Here is a 24,556-nt window from a genome sequence, read left to right as displayed (position 1 = left end):
GCAAATTACTCTGCCGGATCGGATCGAAAGAGTCAGTGCCCTAGTCCAACTCTAGCTCGATATCTAAGGAGTTTTCTATTCGCTCGAGAATTCGATTGTAGATACCTCTATTTTGGTCTCTGGAAATCACCAAAACACCATCAGTGAGCTCCGCATCCTCTAAATCCACAATAGATACAGCTAAAAACCACTTACTTGCATCTATCTCCATCAAGGCGAAAGGATTATTTGATCCATCGAAGAAGAATAACTCATCATCATCTCCTTCCAATTCTAACTCAAAATCCAAATCATCGTCATCATCTCCATAAACTTCAAGACGCAGGGGAACCGAGCTGCCGTCACTTTTTGTAAAGGTCCCTTCGAGGTAAATGCTTGGTTCATTTCGGTGATCAATCAGATCCACTTCAAACTCGATTTCCTCGTAAGTACCTGAGGCTATATTGATGAAAAAGTCAGCATCAGAAGAGAACTGATCAAAATTGATCTTTTTGATCTCTGGGAATGAATATTCAATTTCTCGCTCGAATCTTCCATTGTCATCTTCTCCTTCGACTTCCAATTCTATTTCCTTGACTTGGATGAACCCGGAATTAATCTGTACTCCTTCTTCCATGATTCTTGAATTTGGATTGGATGAATTGGCGAGTTTAACGCCTACTGCCATTTGTACATCACCATCTCCGATAGCGATAGGATCATTTTCTTCAGAGCAAGAAGCAAAGCCAATCATAGTGGCAACTGCTGCAATTAATGGGTATCTTTTCATGGTTTAGTATTTTTGATTGTTTGGTAGTAGGTCGGAGCCGGATAAATATTTGTAACCGCTTCGAAGGATTTTTTTTAATTTTTTTTCTCAGTTTAGATCTGATTAATATTTCAAATCCAAAATTTTGATTTTTAGTGCGTCCCAGCGATTAATAGTTTGGTGATATTTGTGTCTCGGATTTGATCGGATTTTTTCAAGTTGATTTTGAGCTAGATCATATTCGCCACTTAGAAGGTAGCCTTGCATGAGATAATAGTCTATCTCTTCTACATACATTTTCTCAGAAGAGGATTCATTGACAGTCTCAATCTCCCGTAATTCATCGACAGCAAGCTTACCTTCCCGTAGCTCCAGGAAGGCCATCCCTAGAATAAATTTTCCCTCTATGGTCAAGTCACTGTTGCCTTTTGCCAGCGCTACTACTTCTTCAAAATCATACTCATTAAAGGCCTTTTTCAAAGAAGAAATCTCAGCCGATTCACCTCTCATGACTGGGATATTGTAGGAAAGAAAATCTTCATTTACCCCTTGAGGTGTAGTAGAAATTACCAAAAATGAGGCCAACCCTACAAGTAGAATCGTCATAGAAGCTGCCACTCGAATGCTCCATTGTTGAAAGTTGGAGATGGTTTTGGTTCCATCGGATGGTTTCTTTTTTCTTTCGGATAAGTAGGAAGCTTGCACATCCTGAATTGTCGATTTCCAACCAGCCAATTCAATTGCTTCCCGGCTGATTTTCAAGGCATCGAGTTCATCAGCCAGTGATTGATTGTTTTTTATTTCTTCTTCAATGGCCTGATTTTGGTCCATGCTGAGTTTACCGTCTAGGTAATCTTCCAAAATGAATAAGTCTAGTTTATTTTTCATTTCTTAATGATTTCAAGAGTTGTTCTCCGATATGGGGAGAAGACTTTACTGATTCAATTAATGATTTGAGACATTTATATTTTTTATTCCGCAATACCTGCTCGGAGCTGAACTCCATTTTCTCGCAGATTTCTTTCATGGCCATGTCTTCGTAGTAGAAGAGCTTGAGTATTTTTTTGCACGTTTCACCAAGCTTATCAAACAAAGTCATGACGAAATTTAAATTCTCCTGATGGGTGATTGCCTCGCTGACATCCAGTTCATTTTCTTCATGTTTTGTCAGGTAATTTTCATGTCGTGCCTGACTGCTTCTTTTTCTCCTGATTTCGGATATCCATTTATTTTTGGAAATGCTGTAAAGCATGGATTTGATCGTAGATTCGCCTCTGAACTTTCCTGTCTTTATCATTTGAACCATCACTAGCATGGATTCTTGAATGATATCTGCAGCCTCCTCTTCTGTTCCTGAATTTTGTATTACCATACTTTCTAGCATATCATAATGCTGTTCGTAAAGCTGTGCTATTGCCTTATTCGGATTCGAATTCCTCTGGATCATTTCAGTAATTTCTAGATCGCTCAAGTTTTTTTCTAGCTTCATCCGCTTTCAATAATAAGTCGTGTTCACTCGTAAAAATGTAATCAAAATAGGTAAATAAAATCTTGACTAGAAGAGAAAAGACTTCTGTTTCATTGAAAAATTCCCTAAAAAACTCTTGATACCCGTTTGACACCTTTATTTTTGATGGAAAGGAAAATTTTATGAAAATCACCAAAGACCTCTACACTGGCAGCCTTGCTCTGCTTACGGATTTTTATCAGCTGACCATGGCTTATGCCTATTGGAAGGCGGGGAAAGGTGATCAGGAGGCTGTATTTAACCTTTTTTTTAGAAAGCACCCTTTTAATGGTGGTTTTACCGTGGCTGCCGGATTGGAATACGTGGTGGATTATTGTAGAAATTTTCGATTTGAAAAGCAGGATATCGATTACCTGGCAGGGATGAAAGCTCCTGACGGTTCTCCCCAATTCGAAAAGGGTTTCTTGGATTACCTCAGTGAGATGCGTTTTTCATGTGATATCGAGGCAGTGGAGGAGGGGACTATCGTTTTCCCCAATGCTCCCATGCTTCGAGTGAAAGGTCCCCTGATTCAGTGTCAATTACTCGAAACCCCACTACTTAATATCGTGAACTTTCAAACCTTGATTGCAACCAAGGCGGCTAGAATTACATTGGCCGCAAAAGGAGAACCTGTTTTGGAATTTGGTCTTCGGAGAGCTCAAGGGATTGACGGAGCGCTTGCCGCAAGCCGGGCGGCCTTTATCGGGGGATGTACTTCTACAAGCAATGTCATGGCGGGAAGGTTATTTGGGATTCCTGTTTCTGGCACTCACGCTCACAGCTGGATTATGTCTTTTGAGACGGAGTTAGAGGCATTTGAAGCTTATGCAGATGCGTTTCCTGATCAGTCTGTCTTCTTGGTGGATACATATGATACGATTCAGGGAGTGAAAAATGCTATCAAAGTAGGAGAAAAGCTTCGAAGCATGGGAAAGGAACTCATCGGAATCCGAATCGACAGCGGTGATTTGGCTTACTTTTCCAATCAAGCCCGTGAACTCCTAGATCAAGCAGGCTTTCCCAATGCGAAAATCGTTGCATCCAATGATTTGGATGAGTACTTGATTTCTTCCTTGAAAACGCAGGAAGCCTCGATTAATGTTTGGGGGGTAGGTACCAAATTAGTCACTGCCTTTGATCAGCCGGCATTGGGAGCGGTGTATAAACTTTCGGGAATTAAGAGTCCTGAGGGTGAATGGATTCCAAAAATCAAGGTTTCCCAACAATCACTTAAAATCAATATTCCAGGGGTGCATAATGTCCGAAGGTATTTTTCAGGCGGAAAAGCTGTCGCAGATATGATTTACCTCGAGGGTCAAGAAGTTGACTCTAAAGGAACTGTCATCATCGATCCTATTGATGCTACTAGAAGAAAGCGGATTATGCCTGCTTTTTATCAAAGTGAGGAATTACTAAAGCCGATTTTTGAAAAAGGGAAAAAAGTCTATAAATGTCCGGATATTCAGTCCATCAGGAAGCGGACTCAGGATCAATTGAAGACCTTTGACAAAACCCACAAGCGACTAGTCAATCCCCATGTCTATCCGGTTGGTTTGGAAGAAAATCTGCACCATTTGCGCATGGACTTGGTTTTAAAAGCTAAAGAAATTGAAGATGAATCTAACTGATAAGGACGCATTAATTATAGTTGACCTACAATATGATTTTCTGCCTGGAGGAGCCTTGGAGGTTAGCGAAGGAGATCAAATCATCCCGCTAATCAATTCCATTCAGCCTTTATTTTCTTGCGTAGTCGCTACGCAAGATTTGCATCCGGAAGATCACTTAAGCTTCGCAGCAAATCACAGTGGAAAAAAGCCCGGTGAACTGATAGATTTAGATGGCATTGATCAAATTCTTTGGCCGGTTCACTGCGTACAAGGTGAACATGGGTCAGAATTCCATGAAGACCTGGATCCTAGTAATTGGGCAGCAGTATTTCAAAAAGGCACTAACCCTCGAGTAGATTCTTATTCTGGTTTTTTTGATAATGCCCGCAGAGGAGATACTGGTTTGGGAGATTATTTGAAGGAAAGAGGAATTGAAAGGATCTTTGTATGTGGCTTAGCCCAGGATTATTGTGTGAAATTTACAGCCTTGGATGGCTTATCTTTGGGCTTTGAAACCTATCTCCTTCAGGATGTGACAAGAGCTGTGAATCTAAATCCAGAAGATGGCAAGTTGGCCTTGGAAGAAATGGAGGGAAAAGGAGTGAAGTTGATTAAATCAAAAGAACTGATTGATTAAGCCCATGTTTGAATACGACGCTGAAAAACATTATCCCAAAGAGACAGAAAGTAGAGTGGTCATCCGATTTCAGGATTGTGATCCACTTCGGCATTTGAATAATGCCAAGTACTTCGACTACTTTTTCAATGCCCGTGAGGATCAGGTCCCTAAGCTCTATGGATTAGAGGTGATCGATTTGATTCGTAAATACAAAGCTGCTTGGGTGGTTTACAATCACAATATCAGCTACGTCAAGCCTGCAATGGTTGGAGAGTGGGTTCGAATTATGAGCCGCATACTATGGCATAATGAAAATACCATCTTGGTCGAGTATTACATGACCGATGACAGCAAGACCCAACTCAAAACAGTTCTTTGGTCCACGATGCGATATGTGACCCTGGCAGAAGGAAAGTCTACCAACCATGAAGGTGCAGTAGTTGATTTTCTCGAAGCAACCTCTCTAAAACGCGATGATATCTGGGATTTCAGTATCAAGGAGCGAGTAAAGCAGCTCAGTATGGAATTGAAAAAATCTTGATCTGAATCAAATAATGTGTTGAATCGAACAAAGGCTGTACACTAGCGTACAGCTTTTTTTGCTTTTGGCATGGCCATTTCTGAGCTGGAGAATTTTTTGAAAATTATTTTTTCTTAACAAGCATACTAAGATGCAACCCTCGAAATCCAGAAAATTGCCTTAAAGTGTTCGCTTTCGAGTCAAACGAACAAGCAAGTGTTCACATTCTTTACAGATTTTGTTAATTTTTTGAGAAGAAAACCAAATTTAATTCCGTGTAAATCTTAAAAATTTTAAAAAATTCTGATTTTCTAAGCTTTCTTAAAAATCAGGAAATGGCAATTGGTACAGCCTTGGCAATAGGGATAGCACAACAACTTAAAACCAACTACATTATGAAAACGCTATTCACATTCGCACTTGCTGGACTACTTGCTACTAGTACTCTTGCAGCAAACTCAAATGAAGACCTTTTAGCAGACACAGACGCTAGGGCAAAATTCAAAAAAGTAAATATCCTTCTAAATGAGGGAGTTGGAAAGGCAAAGGTTGCCATTCTTGATGATGAAGGAAAGGTCCTCCATCAGCGAAAAGTAAATGTAGGTGATGAGAAAGTCATCGTACCTTACGACTTGAACAACATGCCTTGTGGAGAATATCAAGTAAAAATCACGACCGAGGATGAAGAGGTAATCTACAAGGTGGAGACTTTTGACAGGAAGCCAGAAATCGGAGAACTACCGCTTATGGCTTATGGTAAAATTGTCGATGATGAAACTGTAAATATTGCAGTAATCGGACTTACGGAGCCAGGTGTAGAAGTTACTGTTAGATACGAAGACTCAAACAAAATCATTCACACTGAGACTGTGGATCACCCTGATGGATTCCGTAAAGACTACAAATTAAAAGGAGTTAACCCGGAAGATGTTTACTTCCAGTTGACAGACAACTTGGGTAGAACAAAGACCCTATACTTCTAAATTAAACCACCCACAATGAAACCCCTTTTCGAAAGAATTGGGGTTTTTTTATGGTTTGACCAAATGGTCGCCAAGCTGCTGACCTATGGATAATAAGTCTAATCCCAACTGTTCCTTGGCTACTTGAATCACCTGCTCTCGCTCTTTTTTAGGAAGTTTTTCAAATCCGAAATAAGCTCCCAAAATTCCTCCTGCCAAAGCGGCTGTGGTATCATTATCCCGTCCATAATTCGTCAGAAAAATCAGTGTATTCATAAAGTCAAAGTCTGCATATACCATCGCAGTAATAGTCTGCAAATAAATCTCACCAGCGTGAAAAGGCATATCCTGAATCCGCTCATCCAGCTGCTCAAAGGCATAGGCAAGTGCCGGACTATTCCCATCTATGAAATTCAAAGAATCCAGTTTTTTGGCTTCTTCATTTATTTTCAGCGCATCCTGAAGGATCCGATATGCCGTCCTTCCTACAAGTCTACTTTGGAAATACTGCTTTGGGTCGACTCGCAAGGAAGCGAGCAAACTATCAGGATTGCTACCTTTTTTCATACCCGCAGCGGTCAATGCTGCACTCAGGGCGGTGAGGTCTTTGGCATATCCTAAATCGTACATTGAAAGCTTGTATGCTTCAGAATAAGCTCTCTCGGGATCACCTGGGAAATAAGCTCCTAAAACCGGCGCATAAAGCAAGCCCGCACAAACCATTTCCCCTCCATAAAATTTTCCCAAAGAATCAGCGTAGCCAGTCAGATTATTTTCGATAAAGGGTCTGCTTACTTTTGCCCATTCCTGTAGCCATTCCGCTTTCAGCATAGCATTTTCATAGGCTTCAATATCCTCACTGTTGATTTGTTTGATTCCCTCCAAGTAGCTGAGATATCGATCCTCAATGATTTTTGCAAAATCTGATGGATTTAGTTCTCCGTGATTTTGAGTTAGTAAGTATTCAGATGTCAGGACCTTCCATCTTGTGTCATCCGTAGTGCCTCCTGCCGGCAAATTTGGAACCCATATACCCTCAGGGGAAGCCTCTCGAATCATAGAATCCAAGTCTGTGACAAAGCCATATTCTAGTTTGATGGATTCTCTTGGCCACATTTCGGTAGGTGCGCCCATGGCATCACCAATGGCACTTCCGACAATCATTCCCAAGATTCTATCTTTTAGTTCTTCTTTTGAAAGTCCAGATTTTGAAAGCTTCTCCTCCAAGGAAATCGAATCTTCTGACTCCTGATGACTGCAGGAGAAAATGATTAAAGAAGCTGCTAGAATTAGATATTTCCTCATGGATTCATGATCATTTCTTTAGCTCTTTCGAGCAAAACTTCTTTTTTACCGAGACTCAACTTTAAAGGCAATTGAGCAATTCCGATTAATCTACGCATGATTTCCACTCCTCGGTAGCTTTGTAAAAGCTTAGGATCAATGTCCTGAGAATAGTGCTTTGTGATTGCCATTTCCAATTGAGCACCCATACCTGCAAAATCAGCATGCGCCAGAAATACTCCAAGATCAAATTCCCGATCTCCCACAAAGGCGAATTCCGGATCGATAATTTTGATACCGGAATTTCCACTCATCCAACTTCCGGGATAAAAATCTCCATGTAAAAGTGAACTTCCCGGAGCTAAATATCGCTTTCCCAATTCATTAATTTTTTGCTTCAGGGAATCATCTTTTTTATATCTCAGGCTGAGTTCTTGAAGACCTTTTTGGATGGTGTCCAAGTCAAACCCGTTTTCAATTTCAAATGGAAAATTAAAGATATGCTCATGGTTAAGCACTCTCATTTCGAGATTGTCTGGGAAATCCTCAGGAGCTAATCGATGTAGATGATTCAGATAGTCGATCAAAGATTTGATTTCAGAATCACTAATTAGCTTTTCCCCAGAATAGAGTCCGCTAAAATCACCGACTTTACCCAAATCTTCGGTAATCAGTAAGTAATGCTCTGGAAACCAATTGATTATTTTTGGGCTATGAGGGTTTAAGAATTCTGATTCTTGAACGGTCTCGTAAAATTTTTTTTCAGTCTCAATTCGCTGGATAGGAGCTGGAATCTGTGGAAATTTTCGAACAAAATCTCTGGACTGTTTCGCTATGACCGTACGCTGATTGGTGTGGATTCTGATCACCTGATTCATATTGCTATCAGGCAATTCTGAGGTTTTAAGGACTTTTTCCTCAGGCTGCCAGAAGTTGAGTGATTGTAGATCCTCGAGTGAGGTGTTGTTGGTTAGTTCAAATTTCATGCTTTAATAATTGCAATTTGAGTTCAAACATAGGGCAATGAAAATTAATTTCTTCCATAAAAATGTCAAGCGGATGACTAATCCTTTATCAAAAAGGGGGAGTTTCTATCCATTGTAATTTTTATTTTTACACTGAAAAAAATATAAACCCAATGTTTGGACTACCACGAAAACTATTTAACGAGGAACACGAATTATTCCGACAAAGTGTTCGGGATTTTATTGCCAAGGAAATTACACCCTACAATGCAGAATGGGAAAAGCAGAAAATGGTTTCCAGAGAATCTTGGAAAAAATTAGGGGAAAATGGATTTCTAGGGATGCAGGCTCCTGAAGAGCTGGGAGGATTGAATATTCAGGATTTTCGATACAATGCGATATTGATCGAAGAGCTAGGGCTTAGCGGTTGCTCTGGGCCTGCGATTGGCTATCCACTCCACTCCGATATTGTGATGCCTTATATCCTGCACTACGGAACTCCCGAAGCCAAGCAGAATTACATTCCTGGCATGGTTTCAGGAGATTTGATTGGAGCAGTGGCAATGACCGAGCCGGGTGCTGGATCTGACTTGCAGGGAATGAGAACTTCCGCGGTGGACCAAGGTGATCATTACTTGGTAAACGGCTCAAAAACCTTTATTACCAATGGCTACCTGAGTGATGTAGTAGTTGTAGCGGTCAAAACTGACCCTACTAAAGGAGCCAAAGGAATTTCATTGGTTTTGGTCGATAGCAAAATGGAAGGTTTCTCGAAAGGAAAGCCTTTTGAGAAAGTGGGGCTTCATGCACAGGATACCTGTGAATTGTTTTTTGAAGATGTAAAAGTGCCAAAAGAAAATCTTCTGGGAAAAGAGGGAGAGGGCTTTAAATATCTTATGACTGAATTGGCTCAGGAAAGACTGGTAGTGGCCCTTGCTGCAGTTGCCCTGGGTGAATACATGCTCGATAGCACGCTTAGCTATGTCAAGGAACGAAAAGCTTTTAATAAGAGCCTTTCAGATTTTCAGAATACCCGATTTAAGCTTGCCGAAATGACAGCTGCATTAGAACAGGGAAGGATTTATTGTGATTATTTGGTACAACTTCACAATGAGGGAGAATTAGACCCTGCAATGGCTTCAGCTGCTAAGTATAATATGACCGAACTGCAGTGCAAAGTTGCTGATGAATGCGTTCAGTTGCATGGTGGCTATGGCTATATGTGGGAATATGGAGTGGCCAGAGCCTATGCGGATGCGAGAGTTCAGCGGATTTATGCTGGCACAAATGAAATCATGAAGGAATTAATCGCTCGAAAAATATTGAAATAAGTTTATATTCAAGGCTTAAAATCAATTATCAATTCACCCAAACGATTCCTTTTATGACAGACTTCCCTTGGTTTAAGCAGTACCCAGCCTCGGTAGATAAAGAAATTGATTACAAAGCCTATTCGAGCATCAGTGATTTGTTTGATGAGAGTGTCAAGAAATATGGTGATGCGGTGGCTTATGAATGTATGGGTAAAACCATTTCATTTAATGATTTGGAAAGATTGAGTGCCCAATTTGCTAATTATCTGACACATACACTCAAGCTTCCGAAAGGATCCAGAGTTGCCATTCAAATGCCCAATATTCTACAATATCCAGTAGTAATGTTTGGGGTTTTGCGAGCTGGGATGGTGGTAGTCAATACCAATCCACTTTACACAGCTGCGGAAATGCGTCATCAGTTTAATGATTCAGGTGCAGATGTGGTTGTTATCGTGGCCAATTTTGCCCACAATCTGGAGAAAATTAAAAATGAAATTCCTGCCAAACATGTGATCGTTACCGAACTTGGTGATATGCTAGGTGGATTGAAAGGCACTATTGTTAATTTGGTGGTCAAGCATGTGAAAAAGATGGTTCCGGCATTTTCGATTCCAGGAGCGGTCAATCTCAAATCTGCGCTTTCTCAAGGAGCGAAACATACTTTCAGTAAAACAGCTCTTTCCTTAGAAGACACTGCATTTCTTCAGTACACAGGAGGAACTACCGGTGTATCTAAAGGTGCTGAATTGACACATGGAAATATTGTGGCGAATATGCAGCAGATTTCTGCTTGGATGAAACCTAAGCTGAAAGAACGAGAAGAGATCGTGGTGACCGCTTTGCCATTATACCATATTTTCGCCTTGACGGTCAACTGTCTTGCCATGCTAAAAATTGGTGCGCATAATTTGCTGATCACCAATCCCCGGGATATGAAAGCCTTTATAAAGGATCTTTCAAAACATCAGTTTACTGTATTTACAGGAGTCAATACTTTATTTAATGGCTTGCTTAATCAAGAAGATTTCAAATCATTGGATTTCAGTAAGTTAAAAATAGCTGTAGGAGGGGGAATGGCTGTTCAGAAGGCTACCGCTGAGAAATGGAAATCTGTCACCGGTGTCCCACTTGCAGAAGGGTATGGATTGACAGAAACAGCCCCTGTAGCGACCTGTAATCCCATTGATGGGACAGAGCGAATCGGAACCATCGGCTTGCCATTACCAAACACAGAAGTGATGGTGGCAGATGACGAAGGAAATCCACTTCCTATCGGAGAGCGAGGCGAAATTTGTATCAAAGGACCCCAAGTGATGCGCGGCTACTGGCAAAGACCAGAGGAAACAGCAAATGTTATGCACGGAGATTGGTTTAAGTCTGGAGATATTGGCGTGATGGATGAGGATGGATTTTTCAAGATTGTAGACCGTAAGAAAGAAATGATCTTGGTTTCCGGATTCAATGTTTATCCAAACGAGGTGGAAGATTGCATCGCAAGTTGCCCCGGAGTTCTGGAAGTAGGGGTAATCGGTATGCCGGATCCTAAATCCACCGAGAAGGTAGTCGCTTATGTAGTTGCCAAAGAGAGTACACTTACCAAGGACCAAGTCCTGAAGCATTGTCATGAATCCTTGACTAATTATAAGGTTCCTCGTGAAGTTTATTTCACAGATGAGCTTCCAAAATCAAACGTCGGTAAAATTCTAAGAAGGAAAATTAAAGAAGCGCACATTGAAAAAATGAATGCATAATCATTCACAGTGAAAAACCGACTTGATCCTAATGGTCATGTGTTCGAATGTATTTAGAAGTAAGCTGGAAGAACGAAGTTTCCTGAATTCTAAATCATTGATCAGAGTAGATTCAACAGGATCTTATTATAAAATGCGAAAGACCTCAAAAATTACTTTTTGGGGTCTTTTGCTTTTTCCTGCTCTGCATACCCAAATACACTTTGGAGTAAGGGACTTGTCCTAGCCCCGATTTTTTCTCGGATTTCCACTTCTTCTTTGGCTATTTCTACAAAAAGGCCTTCAATAGCTTTGTCCGTCACATATTTTGTCAGATCGGTTTGCACCGGTTTTACAAAAGGCAACTTATTGTAATTTTCCATAGCTGATTCCCAGATTTTTGTTGCATCAGTTTTCGATAAACTTTGGTCTATTTTTGGAGAAAACTTTACGGCAAGGGAATCAGAAGTTGTTTTTTGGAAATAGTTGGTGGCTGCATTTTGCTCACCCAAGAGAATTTGTTGAACATCTTTAAGGGTCATGTTCTTGATTGCATCGGTGAAAATAGGCTTTGCTTCTTTGGCAGCATCTTCTGCCGCACGATTAAGGCTTGTGATGACATCATCTGCCACATTTCCGAGTCCGATTTTGCGGAGCGTACTTTCCACTTTCCTAGCCTCAGGCGGAAAAAGAATTTTAATATCAGGATTTTGGAGGAAGCCATTTTCCAGGGAAAGTCGCTCTACAGTCAAATCAGTGGCCTTTTCCAAAGCCTCTTTAATACCTGACTGGATTTGTTCCTCACTGGGCTTTGATCCCAATTTTCCTAAAAGCTCATTGATTTGGGCTTGAGAAACTTGATGAAAAAGAAGCAAAATGAAAGTGAATAGAAGCTTGGACGAAGCTTGAGATTTAGTGAATTGCATAGGGCTTGTTAACGAATCGAAAAGTAAAAAGATTTGTGTTTTCATTAAGTTTAATAAATCACGTTTCAGGTAGATTTTCCTTTAAAGTATTCAGTAGGAAAATTGTCCTTCAAAGAGAATATAATTTCGAAATGCTTTCAGATGACCCTGATTCTTTCCAAAGAATAAAAGGTTCTAGGTATCAGTCTAAGAATTTGAAGTTTTAGCTTCCTAGATGAAAAGATCCTTGAAGATTATGTTTTTTTAATTGATCTAGCTCGTTATCTTAGAAATTATTAAAAATATACTCTTTTTATTGAAAAAAGCTCAACATGAATCTTCGAATCAATTCTGAATATGGTACGCTTCGGGCGGTATTGATGCATAGGCCTGGTAAAGAAATCGATCGTCTTACGCCTTACAATAAGGAGTTTCTACTCTTTGAGGATGTGCCGTATTTGGAAGCTTTGCAAAAGGAGCACGACGCCTTCTCCAATTTGATCAAAGAATCTACCGGGGCGCATGTGTATCAGTTGCGTGAGTTGCTGATTCGAGTTTTGTACGATAAGGAAATCCTGTTCAAACTTTTGCAGGAATCCTTGAAGAGATCCACGCATACTCACTTGGCAGCGGATATTTTGGAGCGTTATTCCACGGCAGAATGTGCCGGTATTCTCACAGCGGGTCTGAAGGTACATGAACTCCGGAGAAAGATGCCTAAACTCGATGCTGGTGAACTGATGGAGTATGCATTTTTGATTGCTCCTTGTCCTAATCTTTATTTTCAGCGCGATCCTATGGCATTGACTCCCGGAGGAATTATTTTTTCATCGATGAAAATGGAAGGTAGGCAGCGGGAAGCCGATCTGCTTCGAACAATCTTCGAAAATCATCCTGAATTTAAGGATCACGTAAATCCATTGTATCCAAATAATGGTCAGGCAAATCCACCAAGCATAGAAGGCGGAGATGTCATTATTCTCTCTCATGAGGCGGTGGCAATAGGAAATTCAGAGCGAACGGATGAAAAAGCTATTTATCAAGCAGCTAAAGCCTTGCTTGGAGAGGGGACGGTGCAGCGAGTTTATGAAGTGCATCTTCCCGAAAAAAGAAATTACATGCACTTGGATACGGTTTTTACCATTTTGGACGAAAATCTGGTTTTAACCTATCCAGATGCTATGAATGCCGTGCTGAAAACCTCCTGTTACACCCTTAAAGAAATTCAAGGAGATAAAGTGCATATCAAACGCGAGGTCTTGAAAGAATCATTATTGACTGTTCTGGAGCGGGAAATTCCCCATTTGGAGGTTTTGGCAACTGCTGATGGAAACCCGGATTATTCCTTGCGAGAGCAGTGGTTTGATGGGGCAAATGTCTTTGCTATAGGACCGAGAAGGGTAATTTCCTACAACCGGAACCTTCATACCAATCGTGCGCTTCGAAATATGGGCGTGGAAGTTTTGGAGATTCCATCGTCCGAACTTTCGAGAGGCCTAGGGGGACCAAGATGTATGACCATGCCATTGAGCAGAGCTAGAGTCTAGGCGCTTTTTCTTTTCAATTACACCTGCTCCGATTATCGAAATATTCTATCAATTTGCCGTCATTTCTGCTAATTTTGCACATTCAAAATTAAAAGCATCACTGCATTCACACCTTCATGGAAGCAAAGCAAATCAGAACTACCTTCATTGAGTTTTTTCAATCCAAAGCACATCAATTTGTCCCTTCATCACCTATCGTGGTCAAAAATGATCCGACCCTGATGTTTACTAATGCCGGGATGAATCAATTTAAGGATGCCTTTCTTGGAAATGAGACCCCGAAGTTTTCCCGAGTAGCCAATTCCCAAAAATGTCTTCGCGTAAGCGGAAAGCATAATGATTTGGAAGAAGTGGGCGTGGATACTTATCACCACACTATGTTCGAAATGCTCGGAAACTGGTCTTTTGGAGATTATTTCAAAAAAGAAGCGATCGAATGGGCTTGGGAATTACTGACAGAAGTATATCAGCTGCCAAAAGATCGGCTTTACGTATCAGTCTTTGAAGGAGATAGCTCGGACAAGCTGGGAATGGACCAAGAGGCTTTTGACTTTTGGAAGAAAATCGTTCCTGAAGATAGAATCATCATGGGTTCTAAGAAGGATAACTTCTGGGAAATGGGAGATACAGGACCATGCGGCCCTTGCTCGGAAATTCACATTGATTTGCGGACAGATGATGAGATTGCAAATGTTCCGGGAAGATCATTGGTCAATCAAGATCACCCTCAAGTGATTGAGATTTGGAATCTGGTATTTATGCAATTCAACCGACTTGCAGATGGAAGTCTGAAGGAGCTTCCTGCCAAACACGTCGATACCGGAATGGGCTTTGAGCGTTTGGTTAGAGCCATTCAACAAAAATCTTCTAATTACGATACGGATATTTTTACGCCTTTTATTTCCTACTTGGAGGAAAAATCCGGTAAAAAATATGGTCAGGACGAGCAGACAGATATTGCTTTTCGGGTAATTGCCGATCATATCCGAGCCATTTCTTTCACTATTGCAGATGGTCAGCTGCCATCAAATAATAAAGCCGGTTATGTGATTCGACGCATTCTTCGTCGGGCAGTTCGCTACGGATATACCTTCCTAGACTTTCAATCACCTTTCCTTTATGAATTGTGCCCTTTGATGGCATCACAGTTTGGAGAGATTTTCCCGGAAATCAGAGAGCAACAGGATTTTATTGCCAAGGTGATTCAAGAAGAAGAGACTTCCTTCCTTCGCACGCTTGACAACGGACTGAAAATGCTGGGTAGCATCAAGTCAGAGATGAAAGAAAAGGGCGAAAAGGTTTTGTCAGGCAAAGTGGCTTTCGAATTGTATGATACCTACGGGTTTCCTTTGGATTTGACTTCATTGATTGCTCGAGAAAGCGGCTTTTCACTTGATGAAAAGGGTTTTCAGGCAGAAATGGAAAAGCAAAAAACTCGTTCCAGAGCGGCCTCAGAATCCGAAACAGGAGACTGGGTACAGGTGGAGGAAGAGAGCTCTGTAGAGTTTTTGGGCTACGATCAGTTGGAATCTGAATCAAAAATTATCAAATACCGAACCGTTAAGGAGAAGAAAGGTGAAAAATACCAATTGGTTTTGGATCGTACTCCTTTCTATGCCGAAAGCGGTGGACAGGTCGGAGATACCGGCTGGTTGATTTCTGATTCTGAGAAAATCCGCGTAGTCGACACCAAGAAGGAAAACGACCTCATTGTTCATTTTGTAGAAAAGCTGCCACAGGATCCCTCTGCCTTATTCACGGCAAGTGTAGATCGCCAAAAGCGCAGCTTGACCATGAATAATCACACAGCTACGCACTTGATGCATTCAGCACTTCGAGAAGTCCTAGGCGATCATGTGCAGCAGCGTGGTTCTTTGGTCAATGAGCGACTACTTCGATTTGACTTTTCTCATTTCTCCAAGATGACTGAGGAGGAAATCGAGCAAGTTGAAAAATTGGTCAATGAAAAGATCCGGGAAAATATTCCACTTCTTGAAAGAAGAAATGTTCCGATAGCAGAAGCCAAAAACATGGGTGCTACAGCACTTTTTGGAGAAAAATATGGTGACTTTGTGCGTGTAATCACTTTCGATCCTGATTTTTCAGTAGAGCTTTGTGGAGGTACGCATGTTCCTTTTACCGGTCAAATTGGCTTTTTCAAGATTACTTCTGAAGGGTCTGTTGCTTCAGGTGTCCGGCGCATCGAGGCAATCACCTCTGTGGAGGCTGAGAATTACTTCCGTCAGCAGGAAGACTTGCTCAAGGAAGTTTATGATATTCTTAAGAATCCAAAGGATGTAAAGAAAGCTATTGAGGCCTTGCTTTCGGAGCGAAACGAACTGAAAAAGGAATTGGACGTATTGCATCTAGAAAAGGCAGGTCAAGTGAAAGGACAGCTGATCTCTCAATTCGAAGAAAAGGATGATCACAAAGTTCTGATTGCCCAGGTGAGCCTTCCAAATGTAGATGCCCTCAAAAAGCTGGCTTATGAGCTCAAAAATGAAGTGGAGAAGTCCTTGATTGTACTAGCAGCAGACATAGATGGCAAGCCGCAAATAGCTGTAATCATTGACGAGACTTTGATCGCTGAGAAAGGATACAATGCAGGACAAATCGTCCGTGACCTTGCCAAAGAAATTCAAGGTGGCGGTGGTGGTCAGCCATTCTTTGCGACAGCAGGCGGGAAGAATTTGGGAGGTCTGCCACAAGTGGTCAGCAAGGCACGAGAACTTTTTCTCGGATAAATAGCTAGCTAAAAGATGAAGGAAGAAATAAAAAGCAAATATCAACTCGTAGTCGGACTGGAAGTACATGCACAGCTTTTGACGAAAAGTAAGATGTTTGCTGCTGATTCTACTGCCTACGGAAATCTTCCCAATACGCAGATTTCAGTCATTACTTTAGGGCATCCCGGCACTTTGCCAAAGGTCAACAAGAAAGCCATTGAGTACGCTGTGAAAATGGGTTTGGCTTGTGATTGTGAGATTACCCGAACCAACATTTTCTCTCGGAAAAACTATTTTTATCCAGACCTGCCAAAAGGCTACCAAATCACGCAAGATAGAGGGCCTATCTGTGTGGGAGGCGAAGTACCTGTCATCCTTTCGGATGGTACTGAAAGAACTGTCCCACTGAATCGAATCCACCTAGAAGAAGATGCAGGAAAGTCAATGCATTTGCCCGAGGAAGAAGATACCTTGGTGGATTTTAATCGGGCTGGAACACCTTTGATTGAAATCGTGACTGAGCCGGCTATTCATACTGCTGAGGAGGCTTATGTTTTTCTCAATGAAATCAAAAAACTGGTCAGATACCTCGATATCTGTGATGGAAATATGGAAGAAGGCTCGCTTCGTTGTGATGCTAATATTTCTGTGATGTTGAAGGGTACGAATACCCTGGGCAAAAAGGTTGAGGTTAAGAATATGAATTCTTTCCGTAATGTAGTTCGAGCTATTGAGCATGAGCATGAGCGAATTATCGGGATTTTGGAGAGGGGAGAGGAAGTGATTTCTGAGACGCGGACATTTGATGCTGGTACGGGCACTACTGCCAGTATGCGTACAAAGGAGGAGTTGAACGACTATCGGTATTTTCCGGAGCCTGACTTGAGCCCGGTAGTGATTTCTGAAGAATGGCTCCGCTCCATTCAAAGTGACCTGCCTGCTTTGCCGCGGGAATTGAGGAAAAAGTTTGTCGATCAATACGGTCTTCCTGATTATGATGCAGGAGTTCTGACTGATTCGAAGGAGATGGCGCTTTGGTTTGAAAAGCTTTGTCAAAAAACATCCAATTACAAGGCGGCATCCAATTGGCTAATGGGTCCCATCAAGTCGACCTTGAATGAGTCGGCTTGGCATATTTCGGAATTTCCGATTTCCACTCAGACCTTGGCTGATTTAATTGGTTTAGTGGATGATGGGAAAGTGAGCTTTTCGGCGGCTTCCCAAAAAATTTATCCAGAAATGCTTCAAGCTCCCGGAGAAGGAGCTCTTCAGATTGCACAGCGGCTGAATCTGATTCAGGAAAGTGATGAATCTTCCTTAATTCCTGTTATTCAGGAGGTTTTGAATGAGAATCAGGCAAAAGTGAAAGAATATAAATCAGGTCGAAAAGGTCTGATTGGCATGTTTATGGGTAAGGTAATGCAAAAATCGAATGGTAAGGCTGACCCAAAAGTTGCCACCAAGTTGTTAAAGCAATTATTAGAAAATTGATATGAATAAAAAGATGATGACAGGACTCTGGATTCTAAGTGTGTTTGCGCTTTTCTCCTGTGGAGAATCAGAGTCGCAAAACGACGGAAAAGTAGAAATCAGCGGTAAAATCATTAATGCTCCAAGTGGGCAGGTGGTTTTATCCCAATTTACGGATAGCCGTCCCAAGGTATTGGACACGCTTGAGTTGAATGCTGATGGAGAGTTTTCCTATGAACTGGAGGTAGAATCTCCGACTTTCTATGATTTAAATCTCTACGGGCAGCGATCTGTGCGCTTGGCTTTGCTAGACGAAGATGTAGAAGTCAATTATGATTTCAATCAGCCAGAGGCAATTGAGATTTTGGGATCGAAGGATTCTCAAGAAATGCTCAAATTGGAAACATTGATGAATCAATATCAAAGTGATGTCAATGCGCTTAATGAGGCTTATTACGAAGCCATGAGCAATAAGAATACCGAGCAAATCAAGGGTATTCAAATGAAGGCGCTTGAGCTTGAGGCTAATCAAGCGGAGCGGGTTAAGGAAACCATTACCAGTATGGGAGATAGTTTTGCGGCACTTGCAGCCATTGGTCTTCTCAATCCTAAAAATGATTTTCCCTTCCTAGACGAACTCATCCAGCGATTGGATCAAAAATATCCGAATACGGTAACGATTATCCAGTTGAAGCAGCAACTCGAAGAACTTCGCGCTTTGGCGATTGGTGCTGAAGCTCCTGATATCGCACTTCCGAATCCAGATGGAGAAATCAAAAAACTTTCTGATTTAAGAGGTAAATACGTTTTGATTGACTTTTGGGCTGCATGGTGCAAGCCTTGCCGTGAAGAAAACCCTAATGTGGTCAGGCTATACAATAAATATAATGATAAGGGCTTTGAGGTTTTTGGCGTATCTCTTGATCGTGAACGCGATGCCTGGGTAAAAGCCATTGCCGATGACGAACTCGCTTGGACTCAAGTTTCAGACCTCAAATACTTCAATTCTGCTGCTGCTGAACTGTACCAGATTCAGGCAATTCCAGCTACTTACATGGTAGATCCGGAAGGGAAAATTATCGCTAAGGACTTGAGAGGTCCTAGCTTGGAAAGAAAGCTAGAAGAGTTATTTGATTGAATTTTGATTTCAAAATAAGAGATCAACTTTTAGTGATTTTTATAAACAAAAGAGGCTGTTTCATCGAAACAGCCTCTTTTTATGGACTTTTTGTCTTAATTAGTTAAGAATCAATGGGTAGATGATGTCCAAATCGGATTCGCCACCGGCTTGAACAAAATTCTCAAAGTTTGGATTGTCCGCACCAGGGAAATTCTTGTCCAAATCATGACGCAAGACAACTCGCATCTGAGCATTGTTGAAAGAAGGAGTAGCATCAACAGTAACAATACCACGTACTCCGATCAATTCTCCTGATTCGTCATCATACACATAGCTAAGAGGAGCAGCTCCACCTACGAAGGCGGAACCAATGAAATAGAATTGATGCTCATCAGCTTCTTCGATAATTTCCTCAGTGATGTCTTCATTTTCAATACTATTGAAGACCTCGATATCCAATTGGTAAGTCTTTCCCGCTTCTAGCTCAACTGTTTCGATTGTAGGAGCACCTCCAACTTCGATTCCTTCCGGGTCAGCTGCTGTGAAAGTGAAAGTCAAGCCAACTGGATTGCCAGCACCATCTAACTCCGTAAACGCTAGTGTCACATCAGTAATTACTTCTCCTTCATTCTCAATCACTGGATCTTCACTGTCGCAGGAAGCAAAGGCAAAGAGCCCCACAAAGAGAAAATAGAGAGGTAGTTTTTGTAGATTTTTCATGGTTTTGTTTTTGTTTAGAATTGATAGTTGATTTTGATTAATAAATTTCTTCCCATATCCGCAGTGAAGTAGCGGAATCGGTTCATGTATTCTTTGAATTCTGTGTTGAAAATATTTTGAACTTGAAGACCTAGGTTTAATCGATTTCCTTGAAAAGGCAATTCGTACCGGTAACCCACATTGAAAAGCGCGTAGCCAGGAGGAGCTGGAGCCAAATCAAAAACTGGTTCTCGTTTTTGCCTAGCAACCAACATATTGGATAGGTTAAAGTGATGTGTTTTAGAACCTCTATCCAGTTGATAGCTTAGTCCCCAATCCATTCTGTCAGAAGGAATGAATGGGAAAAATTCATCGGTTTCTGTATTTCTAGCCCGGATTATGGAGCCTTTGGCATAGGCCTGAAGACTTTCTGTCAATTCATAGCTTCCAGAAAAATCTACGCCCCAGAAAAAGGCATTGGCTTGAAGGTATTCATAGACATTAAATGTCCCACGAAGACTTACAAACGTCTCTCCAGTTGGATTGAGATAGATATAATCTCGGATCTGATTGGCATAGACAGTCAATTCTCCAGTGGATTTTTTACCTTCAAACTCAAGCGAGTTTACCCATTTCAAACTTTTCTCCGAATCCAAATCAGCATCTCCAATTTCTACAGCTGCAGCCCCATGGTGAAGTCCCTGTGAAAAGAGCTCATTCACATTTGGTGGCCTCCAAGCTGATCCAAGATTGGATCGAAAAGCCAAATTGGGGTTTATTTGATAATAGGTCCCAAAAAAGGCTGTGAAGTTATTGTACTGTAAATCAGCTTCTTCCAACTCACTGCCAATAAATCTTGCCGTGCTGATCGTTCGATAGTCATATCTCAGACCACCTTCCAGTTCCAGTGGACCCTTAGAATATTTCTCTATCAAATAAAGACCAGCATTGAGCATGTCATAATTAGGAATCAATGGCGTGACTCCTGTACCAGGAACATTGGAATTGGCCTGTTGGATAATATTGATTCCCCAAGTACCGCTTAAGGCATTTTCATGGGTATGGTCCACAAATAGATCGAGCGTATTGGTGAAAAGCTCCAAGTCCAAACTTGCCCTTTCATTCAAATCACCTCTTCTTCTATCATATTCTTGGCGTTGGTTTAGCTGAAAACCATACTGAAGATTCGCTTTCCATTTGCTGTTTAGGTGATAGTGTGTTTTGAGTTTAGTCAAATGATGCTGGACTACCTGCTTTGGATTGTTGATTTCATAGGTGAAATCAGGATTGGTAAAAGGTCTTCCGTTGGCGATGATTTCTTCTAGGTCTGATAGGTTACCAGTATGTGCATCTCTTAAAATTCCCAATTCAGTATTGAAATAAGAATAATAAAGCTCTGCACCTAGTTTGGAATTTGAATAGCCTGTAGCACCGGAAAAGTTTATTTCACTCATACCGGTATTCCCCTGAAAATATTCAGGAGACCGTACATTTCCAGCTCTTTTGACTGAACCTTGAACTCGATATCCGAGACCTTTGACTTTCTCAGATCCGCCAGTATGGCTAAGAGACAGATTCCCCATTCGGCCATTGCTCCCACCAACAAGGTATAAGTCCGTTTTATCCTTTTTTTCTGTAGGCAATTCACCGGGGTTGACCATGATTACTCCACCCATTGCTTCAGGACCAAATCGCACGGTTTCAGCACCTTTGATTACTGTAATTTCTTCCGCCAAAAATGGATCAATTTCAGGAGCATGCTCTGCTCCCCACTGCTGTCCTTCCAGTCTGATTCCATTATTGAGAATCATGATTCGATTGGAATGCAAGCCATGAATCACAGGTTTTGCGATGGTGTTTCCAGTCGAAAAAGTGGTAACTCCGGCAATTCTCTTAAGACTTTCTCCTAGATTTTCCCCTCGGGCTTCCAATAATTCAGAGCCGTAAAGGGCATTTACTGCAGTAGTTGTCTGAATTGCATCGCGGTGACCATGAACTTCCACTCCACCCAATTCAGTGGGAAGCTCTTCCATTCGAAAGGTTTTATTGAAAGAAGAGTTGGAAAGTGTGACCTCCTCAATAATATCCTTATGTCCTAAAAACTGGATTTTGATAGTGTAATCGCCTGGGCAAAGATTTCTAAAAATGAAATTTCCCGAGTCGTCAGTGACGGCACCTGCCTTGACCTCCTCAATCCAAATATAGGCACCGGGTATGTTTTGGTTATTTTCTAAATGAATAACCTTCCCCCTTATTACCAGCTTGCAGTCTTGAGACAGTGCCTCAAACCCACTGATAATCAATAATAAAACCAAAATTAATCTCGCGCCTTGCAATTTCACTCTGCAAAAATAGTTTACATTTCATCTAATAACCAGAAAAAATGAAACAAAGTTGCAAAAATGGATAAGCGGTAAATTCCTTAGATCTTAGCGACTTATTTTTTCCAAATCCGACAATTTGTAATTGGGCGAGCCACCTTGTTGAGAAGCTACAAATGCACCGAGCTTGCAGGCAAATTCCAAAGTTTCCGGCATGGGTTTCTTCTCCAAATAGCTTTTCACAAATCCGCTTAGAAAAGCATCTCCTGCCCCGATGGTATCCTTTACTTTCACTCGAAAGCCAGCATCTTGAAACATCTCTCCTTGATGAAAAACCATGGCTCCTTTTGACCCTAAGGTGATGCAGATGGTTTTGACAGGAAAGTGATGGCTCATAAACTGGCAAATGCTTTCAGGATTGGGCTTGATATCAAAATAATCCTCAAAAGCAACCAGTTCATCTTCATTGATCTTGAGTACTTCCGTCATTCCCAAAAGCTTTTCTATTACCTCAAAATCGTAGTAAGGGGGTCTCAGGTTTGCATCGAAGATCCTCAGTTTGGCATGTGGTAGCAATTCGAGGAGAGTTTGAAGGCTTTTGGAATGTCTCACTCCCAAGGTTCCGAATACGAGTGAATCGGATGATTTGACGGAGTCTTTCAGCGTGTCTGAATTCTTCACAAAATCCCAAGCTGCAGGGGAGAGGATGTCATATTTGACGTTTTCTATATCCTTATTGTCCACTATGACTCTTGAAGTAGGATATTCATTTATTTGGATCAAGTCGTCCGCTGCACCAAAGCTTCGGAAATGGTTCAGAAGCTTTTCGCCCAAGATGTCATCACCTACAGCCGAAATCAAGTGACTATCAAATCCCAAATGATGCAAGTGCAGGGCTACATTCATAGATGCGCCTCCGGGCACATCTCCCTCTGGAAGACAATCCCAGAGCATTTCCCCAAAAACAAGGACTTTATGCGACATAGTCTTTATGTAAATCTTTTTGAATCTCTTCCAAGGAACGACCCTTGGTTTCTGGCATTTTAAATCTCACCCAAAGTAGCTGCAAAAACATCATGAAAGCAAAAAAGCTAAAAATATAGCCCGGACCGTAGGCATTGGCGAAGAAGGGAAATACATTGGCAATCAAAGCCGCTAAAATCCAATGCGTGAAAGAACCCAAGGATTGTCCATATGCTCGAAGTTCATTCGGAAACATTTCAGAAATAAAGACCCAAATCACCGATCCTTGACCAATTGCATGCGATAGAATAAATCCGAAAACAAAGATGGGCAACCAAATAGTGGGAATTCCAGGGCCAAGGAAGTTGTATGCCATCAGGCTCAACGAAATCAAATAGCCAAATGAACCGATGTACATTAAAATCTTTCTACCTAATCGATCGATCAAATAGAGTCCTAAAAAGGTGCCGAGTAGATTGACTACTCCAATTCCAATGGTCGAAATCAAAGCTGATTCGGTGGATATTCCAGCCATTTCAAATATTCTCGGGGCAAAGTAAATGATGGCATTGATCCCTGAGACTTGATTGAAGAAGGCGATTAAAACGGCTAAAAAGGTACTGGCGAGATATTTTTTATTGAACAGCGTAGCAAAACCAGAAGTTGATTTTTCTTGTCTTTCCTCTTCGATAGCCTGACGAATGGCAGCTTCTACTCCTTCGGGGTCGGTACGTTGTAAAATGACCCTTGCTTCCTCCTGGGCATTTCGCTTGGCGATCAACCAGCGTGGGCTTTCCGGGATTCGGAAAATCATAACACTGTAAATCAATGCTGGAATAGCTTCAACTCCCAACATCCAGCGCCAATCCTCGGGGAGTTCGGCTGTTCCGATCAAAAAGTTAGATAAATAAGCCACAACTATACCGAATACAATATTAAACTGATAGAGTGCGACCAATAATCCTCGGTTTTTGGCAGGAGCTATCTCAGAAATATACATGGGGGCCACAACCGATGAGGCTCCGACACCCAATCCACCCAAGAACCGGAAAAGAGTGAAGCTTTCCACGTTCCAAGCCATAGCCGAACCAAAGGCAGAAATAAAGTAGAATAGGCCGATCCAAAGCAGGGATTTTTTGCGGCCAAAGCGATCTGCAGGAATTCCTCCGAAAAGCGCTCCGATTACCGTTCCATAAAGGGCGGAAGCGATAGCTAGGCCGTGAACCCAATCGCTGAGTTTCCAAATCTCCTGAATGGCCCGTTCACCTCCTGAAATGACAGCCGTATCAAAACCAAATAAGAATCCACCCAAAGCCGCAGTGATGGAAATGAAAAAGACGTATCGGTTGGAATTCATGGTGATTTTTGCAAATGGAATCCACGAAACTAATGAGAAGCCTCTTATTTCAAAATCCATCGAAAAAATATGTTGTAATTCGATCTTGTCAAAAGGAAATTTGGATAGCTCTAAAAGAAGGAAATATTATTTGATTTAAAATTTTATTAAGAAAAATTAAATCAATTAGCGTTTATTCGCTGTA

20 protein-coding genes are annotated in these 24,556 nt (G+C 41.4%); 10 read left to right on the top strand and 10 right to left on the bottom strand.

Going from position 1 to position 24,556, the window contains the following annotated elements; translation table 11 throughout:
- Window positions 1-40: 40 nt before the first annotated feature.
- The 3 genes from G457_RS0111600 to G457_RS0111590 all read right to left on the bottom strand — a co-directional run bounded on the left by G457_RS0111600 (window position 41) and on the right by G457_RS0111590 (window position 2,219).
- Window positions 41-769 carry a hypothetical protein gene (locus G457_RS0111600; RefSeq protein ID WP_026946636.1) on the bottom strand — a complete coding sequence of 243 codons (729 nt, stop codon included), beginning with the start codon at window positions 767-769 and terminating at the stop codon, window positions 41-43.
- 102 nt (window positions 770-871) lie between these two features.
- Entirely contained in the window at window positions 872-1,636 is a 765-nt protein-coding gene (locus G457_RS0111595; protein WP_026946635.1) for a hypothetical protein, read from the bottom strand.
- Window positions 1,626-2,219, bottom strand: coding sequence for an RNA polymerase sigma factor (locus tag G457_RS0111590; RefSeq protein WP_162142702.1), 594 nt, complete (start codon window positions 2,217-2,219; stop codon window positions 1,626-1,628). The genes G457_RS0111595 and G457_RS0111590 overlap by 11 nt, the downstream gene beginning before the upstream one ends.
- Window positions 2,220-2,398: 179 nt before the next feature.
- On the opposite strand from G457_RS0111590, the gene G457_RS0111585 reads away from it, so the two are divergent.
- The 4 genes from G457_RS0111585 to G457_RS0111570 all read left to right on the top strand — a co-directional run bounded on the left by G457_RS0111585 (window position 2,399) and on the right by G457_RS0111570 (window position 5,990).
- On the top strand, window positions 2,399-3,886 hold the full coding sequence (locus G457_RS0111585) for a nicotinate phosphoribosyltransferase (RefSeq protein ID WP_026946633.1): 1,488 nt from the start codon (window positions 2,399-2,401) through the stop codon (window positions 3,884-3,886).
- Window positions 3,873-4,505, top strand: coding sequence for a bifunctional nicotinamidase/pyrazinamidase (gene pncA, locus G457_RS0111580; RefSeq protein ID WP_035483706.1), 633 nt, complete (start codon window positions 3,873-3,875; stop codon window positions 4,503-4,505). The genes G457_RS0111585 and pncA overlap by 14 nt, the downstream gene beginning before the upstream one ends.
- Window positions 4,506-4,509: 4 nt before the next feature.
- On the top strand, window positions 4,510-5,028 hold the full coding sequence (locus tag G457_RS0111575; RefSeq protein WP_024282734.1) for an acyl-CoA thioesterase: 519 nt from the start codon (window positions 4,510-4,512) through the stop codon (window positions 5,026-5,028).
- A gap of 314 nt (window positions 5,029-5,342) precedes the next feature.
- On the top strand, window positions 5,343-5,990 hold the full coding sequence (locus G457_RS0111570) for a hypothetical protein (RefSeq protein WP_051260798.1): 648 nt from the start codon (window positions 5,343-5,345) through the stop codon (window positions 5,988-5,990).
- Between the two features lie 48 nt (window positions 5,991-6,038).
- Here G457_RS0111570 and G457_RS0111565 read toward each other — a convergent pair whose 3' ends face one another.
- Both G457_RS0111565 and G457_RS0111560 read right to left on the bottom strand, forming a co-directional pair.
- Window positions 6,039-7,274, bottom strand: coding sequence for an ADP-ribosylglycohydrolase family protein (locus G457_RS0111565; protein ID WP_026946630.1), 1,236 nt, complete (start codon window positions 7,272-7,274; stop codon window positions 6,039-6,041).
- Window positions 7,271-8,239 carry a phosphotransferase gene (locus G457_RS0111560; RefSeq protein WP_026946629.1) on the bottom strand — a complete coding sequence of 323 codons (969 nt, stop codon included), beginning with the start codon at window positions 8,237-8,239 and terminating at the stop codon, window positions 7,271-7,273. The genes G457_RS0111565 and G457_RS0111560 overlap by 4 nt, the downstream gene beginning before the upstream one ends.
- Window positions 8,240-8,391: 152 nt before the next feature.
- Here G457_RS0111560 and G457_RS0111555 point away from each other — a divergent pair, with 152 nt between their 5' ends.
- Window positions 8,392-9,549 (top strand): acyl-CoA dehydrogenase family protein, encoded by a 1,158-nt coding sequence (locus tag G457_RS0111555; protein ID WP_026946628.1) that lies wholly within the window; start codon window positions 8,392-8,394, stop codon window positions 9,547-9,549.
- A 53-nt stretch (window positions 9,550-9,602) separates the two neighbouring features.
- Window positions 9,603-11,285, top strand: coding sequence for an AMP-binding protein (locus G457_RS0111550; protein WP_026946627.1), 1,683 nt, complete (start codon window positions 9,603-9,605; stop codon window positions 11,283-11,285).
- A gap of 152 nt (window positions 11,286-11,437) precedes the next feature.
- Here G457_RS0111550 and G457_RS0111545 read toward each other — a convergent pair whose 3' ends face one another.
- Window positions 11,438-12,190, bottom strand: coding sequence for a DUF4197 domain-containing protein (locus G457_RS0111545; RefSeq protein WP_035483702.1), 753 nt, complete (start codon window positions 12,188-12,190; stop codon window positions 11,438-11,440).
- A 311-nt stretch (window positions 12,191-12,501) separates the two neighbouring features.
- Here G457_RS0111545 and G457_RS0111540 point away from each other — a divergent pair, with 311 nt between their 5' ends.
- The 4 genes from G457_RS0111540 (at window position 12,502) to G457_RS0111525 (ending at window position 19,050) form a co-directional block, all read left to right on the top strand.
- On the top strand, window positions 12,502-13,716 hold the full coding sequence (locus G457_RS0111540; protein ID WP_026946625.1) for an arginine deiminase: 1,215 nt from the start codon (window positions 12,502-12,504) through the stop codon (window positions 13,714-13,716).
- A 116-nt stretch (window positions 13,717-13,832) separates the two neighbouring features.
- A complete protein-coding gene (alaS, locus tag G457_RS0111535; protein WP_026946624.1) occupies window positions 13,833-16,460 on the top strand; it encodes an alanine--tRNA ligase in 2,628 nt (875 codons plus the stop codon).
- A 15-nt stretch (window positions 16,461-16,475) separates the two neighbouring features.
- Window positions 16,476-17,933 (top strand): Asp-tRNA(Asn)/Glu-tRNA(Gln) amidotransferase subunit GatB, encoded by a 1,458-nt coding sequence (gatB, locus tag G457_RS0111530; RefSeq protein WP_026946623.1) that lies wholly within the window; start codon window positions 16,476-16,478, stop codon window positions 17,931-17,933.
- A 1-nt stretch (window position 17,934) separates the two neighbouring features.
- A complete protein-coding gene (locus tag G457_RS0111525) occupies window positions 17,935-19,050 on the top strand; it encodes a TlpA disulfide reductase family protein (protein WP_051260797.1) in 1,116 nt (371 codons plus the stop codon).
- 99 nt (window positions 19,051-19,149) lie between these two features.
- On the opposite strand, the gene G457_RS0111520 is transcribed toward G457_RS0111525, so the two are convergent.
- The 4 genes from G457_RS0111520 to G457_RS0111505 all read right to left on the bottom strand — a co-directional run bounded on the left by G457_RS0111520 (window position 19,150) and on the right by G457_RS0111505 (window position 24,372).
- Window positions 19,150-19,752 (bottom strand): hypothetical protein, encoded by a 603-nt coding sequence (locus G457_RS0111520; protein ID WP_035483699.1) that lies wholly within the window; start codon window positions 19,750-19,752, stop codon window positions 19,150-19,152.
- Window positions 19,753-19,766: 14 nt separating this feature from the next.
- Window positions 19,767-22,073: a TonB-dependent receptor gene (locus G457_RS0111515; RefSeq protein WP_248602855.1), complete on the bottom strand. Its 2,307-nt coding sequence runs from the start codon at window positions 22,071-22,073 to the stop codon at window positions 19,767-19,769.
- An 87-nt stretch (window positions 22,074-22,160) separates the two neighbouring features.
- A complete protein-coding gene (locus G457_RS0111510) occupies window positions 22,161-23,036 on the bottom strand; it encodes a carbohydrate kinase family protein (RefSeq protein ID WP_026946619.1) in 876 nt (291 codons plus the stop codon).
- Complete coding sequence (locus G457_RS0111505; protein WP_026946618.1) at window positions 23,026-24,372, bottom strand: sugar porter family MFS transporter; 1,347 nt, start codon at window positions 24,370-24,372, stop codon at window positions 23,026-23,028. The genes G457_RS0111510 and G457_RS0111505 overlap by 11 nt, the downstream gene beginning before the upstream one ends.
- Window positions 24,373-24,556 lie beyond the last annotated feature (184 nt).

It is taken from the genome of Algoriphagus marincola DSM 16067 (genome assembly GCF_000429405.1).
GTDB lineage: Bacteria > Bacteroidota > Bacteroidia > Cytophagales > Cyclobacteriaceae > Algoriphagus > Algoriphagus marincola.
Note: the sequence above shows the minus strand (reverse complement) of the source record. Positions and strands in the feature narration are given on the sequence as shown.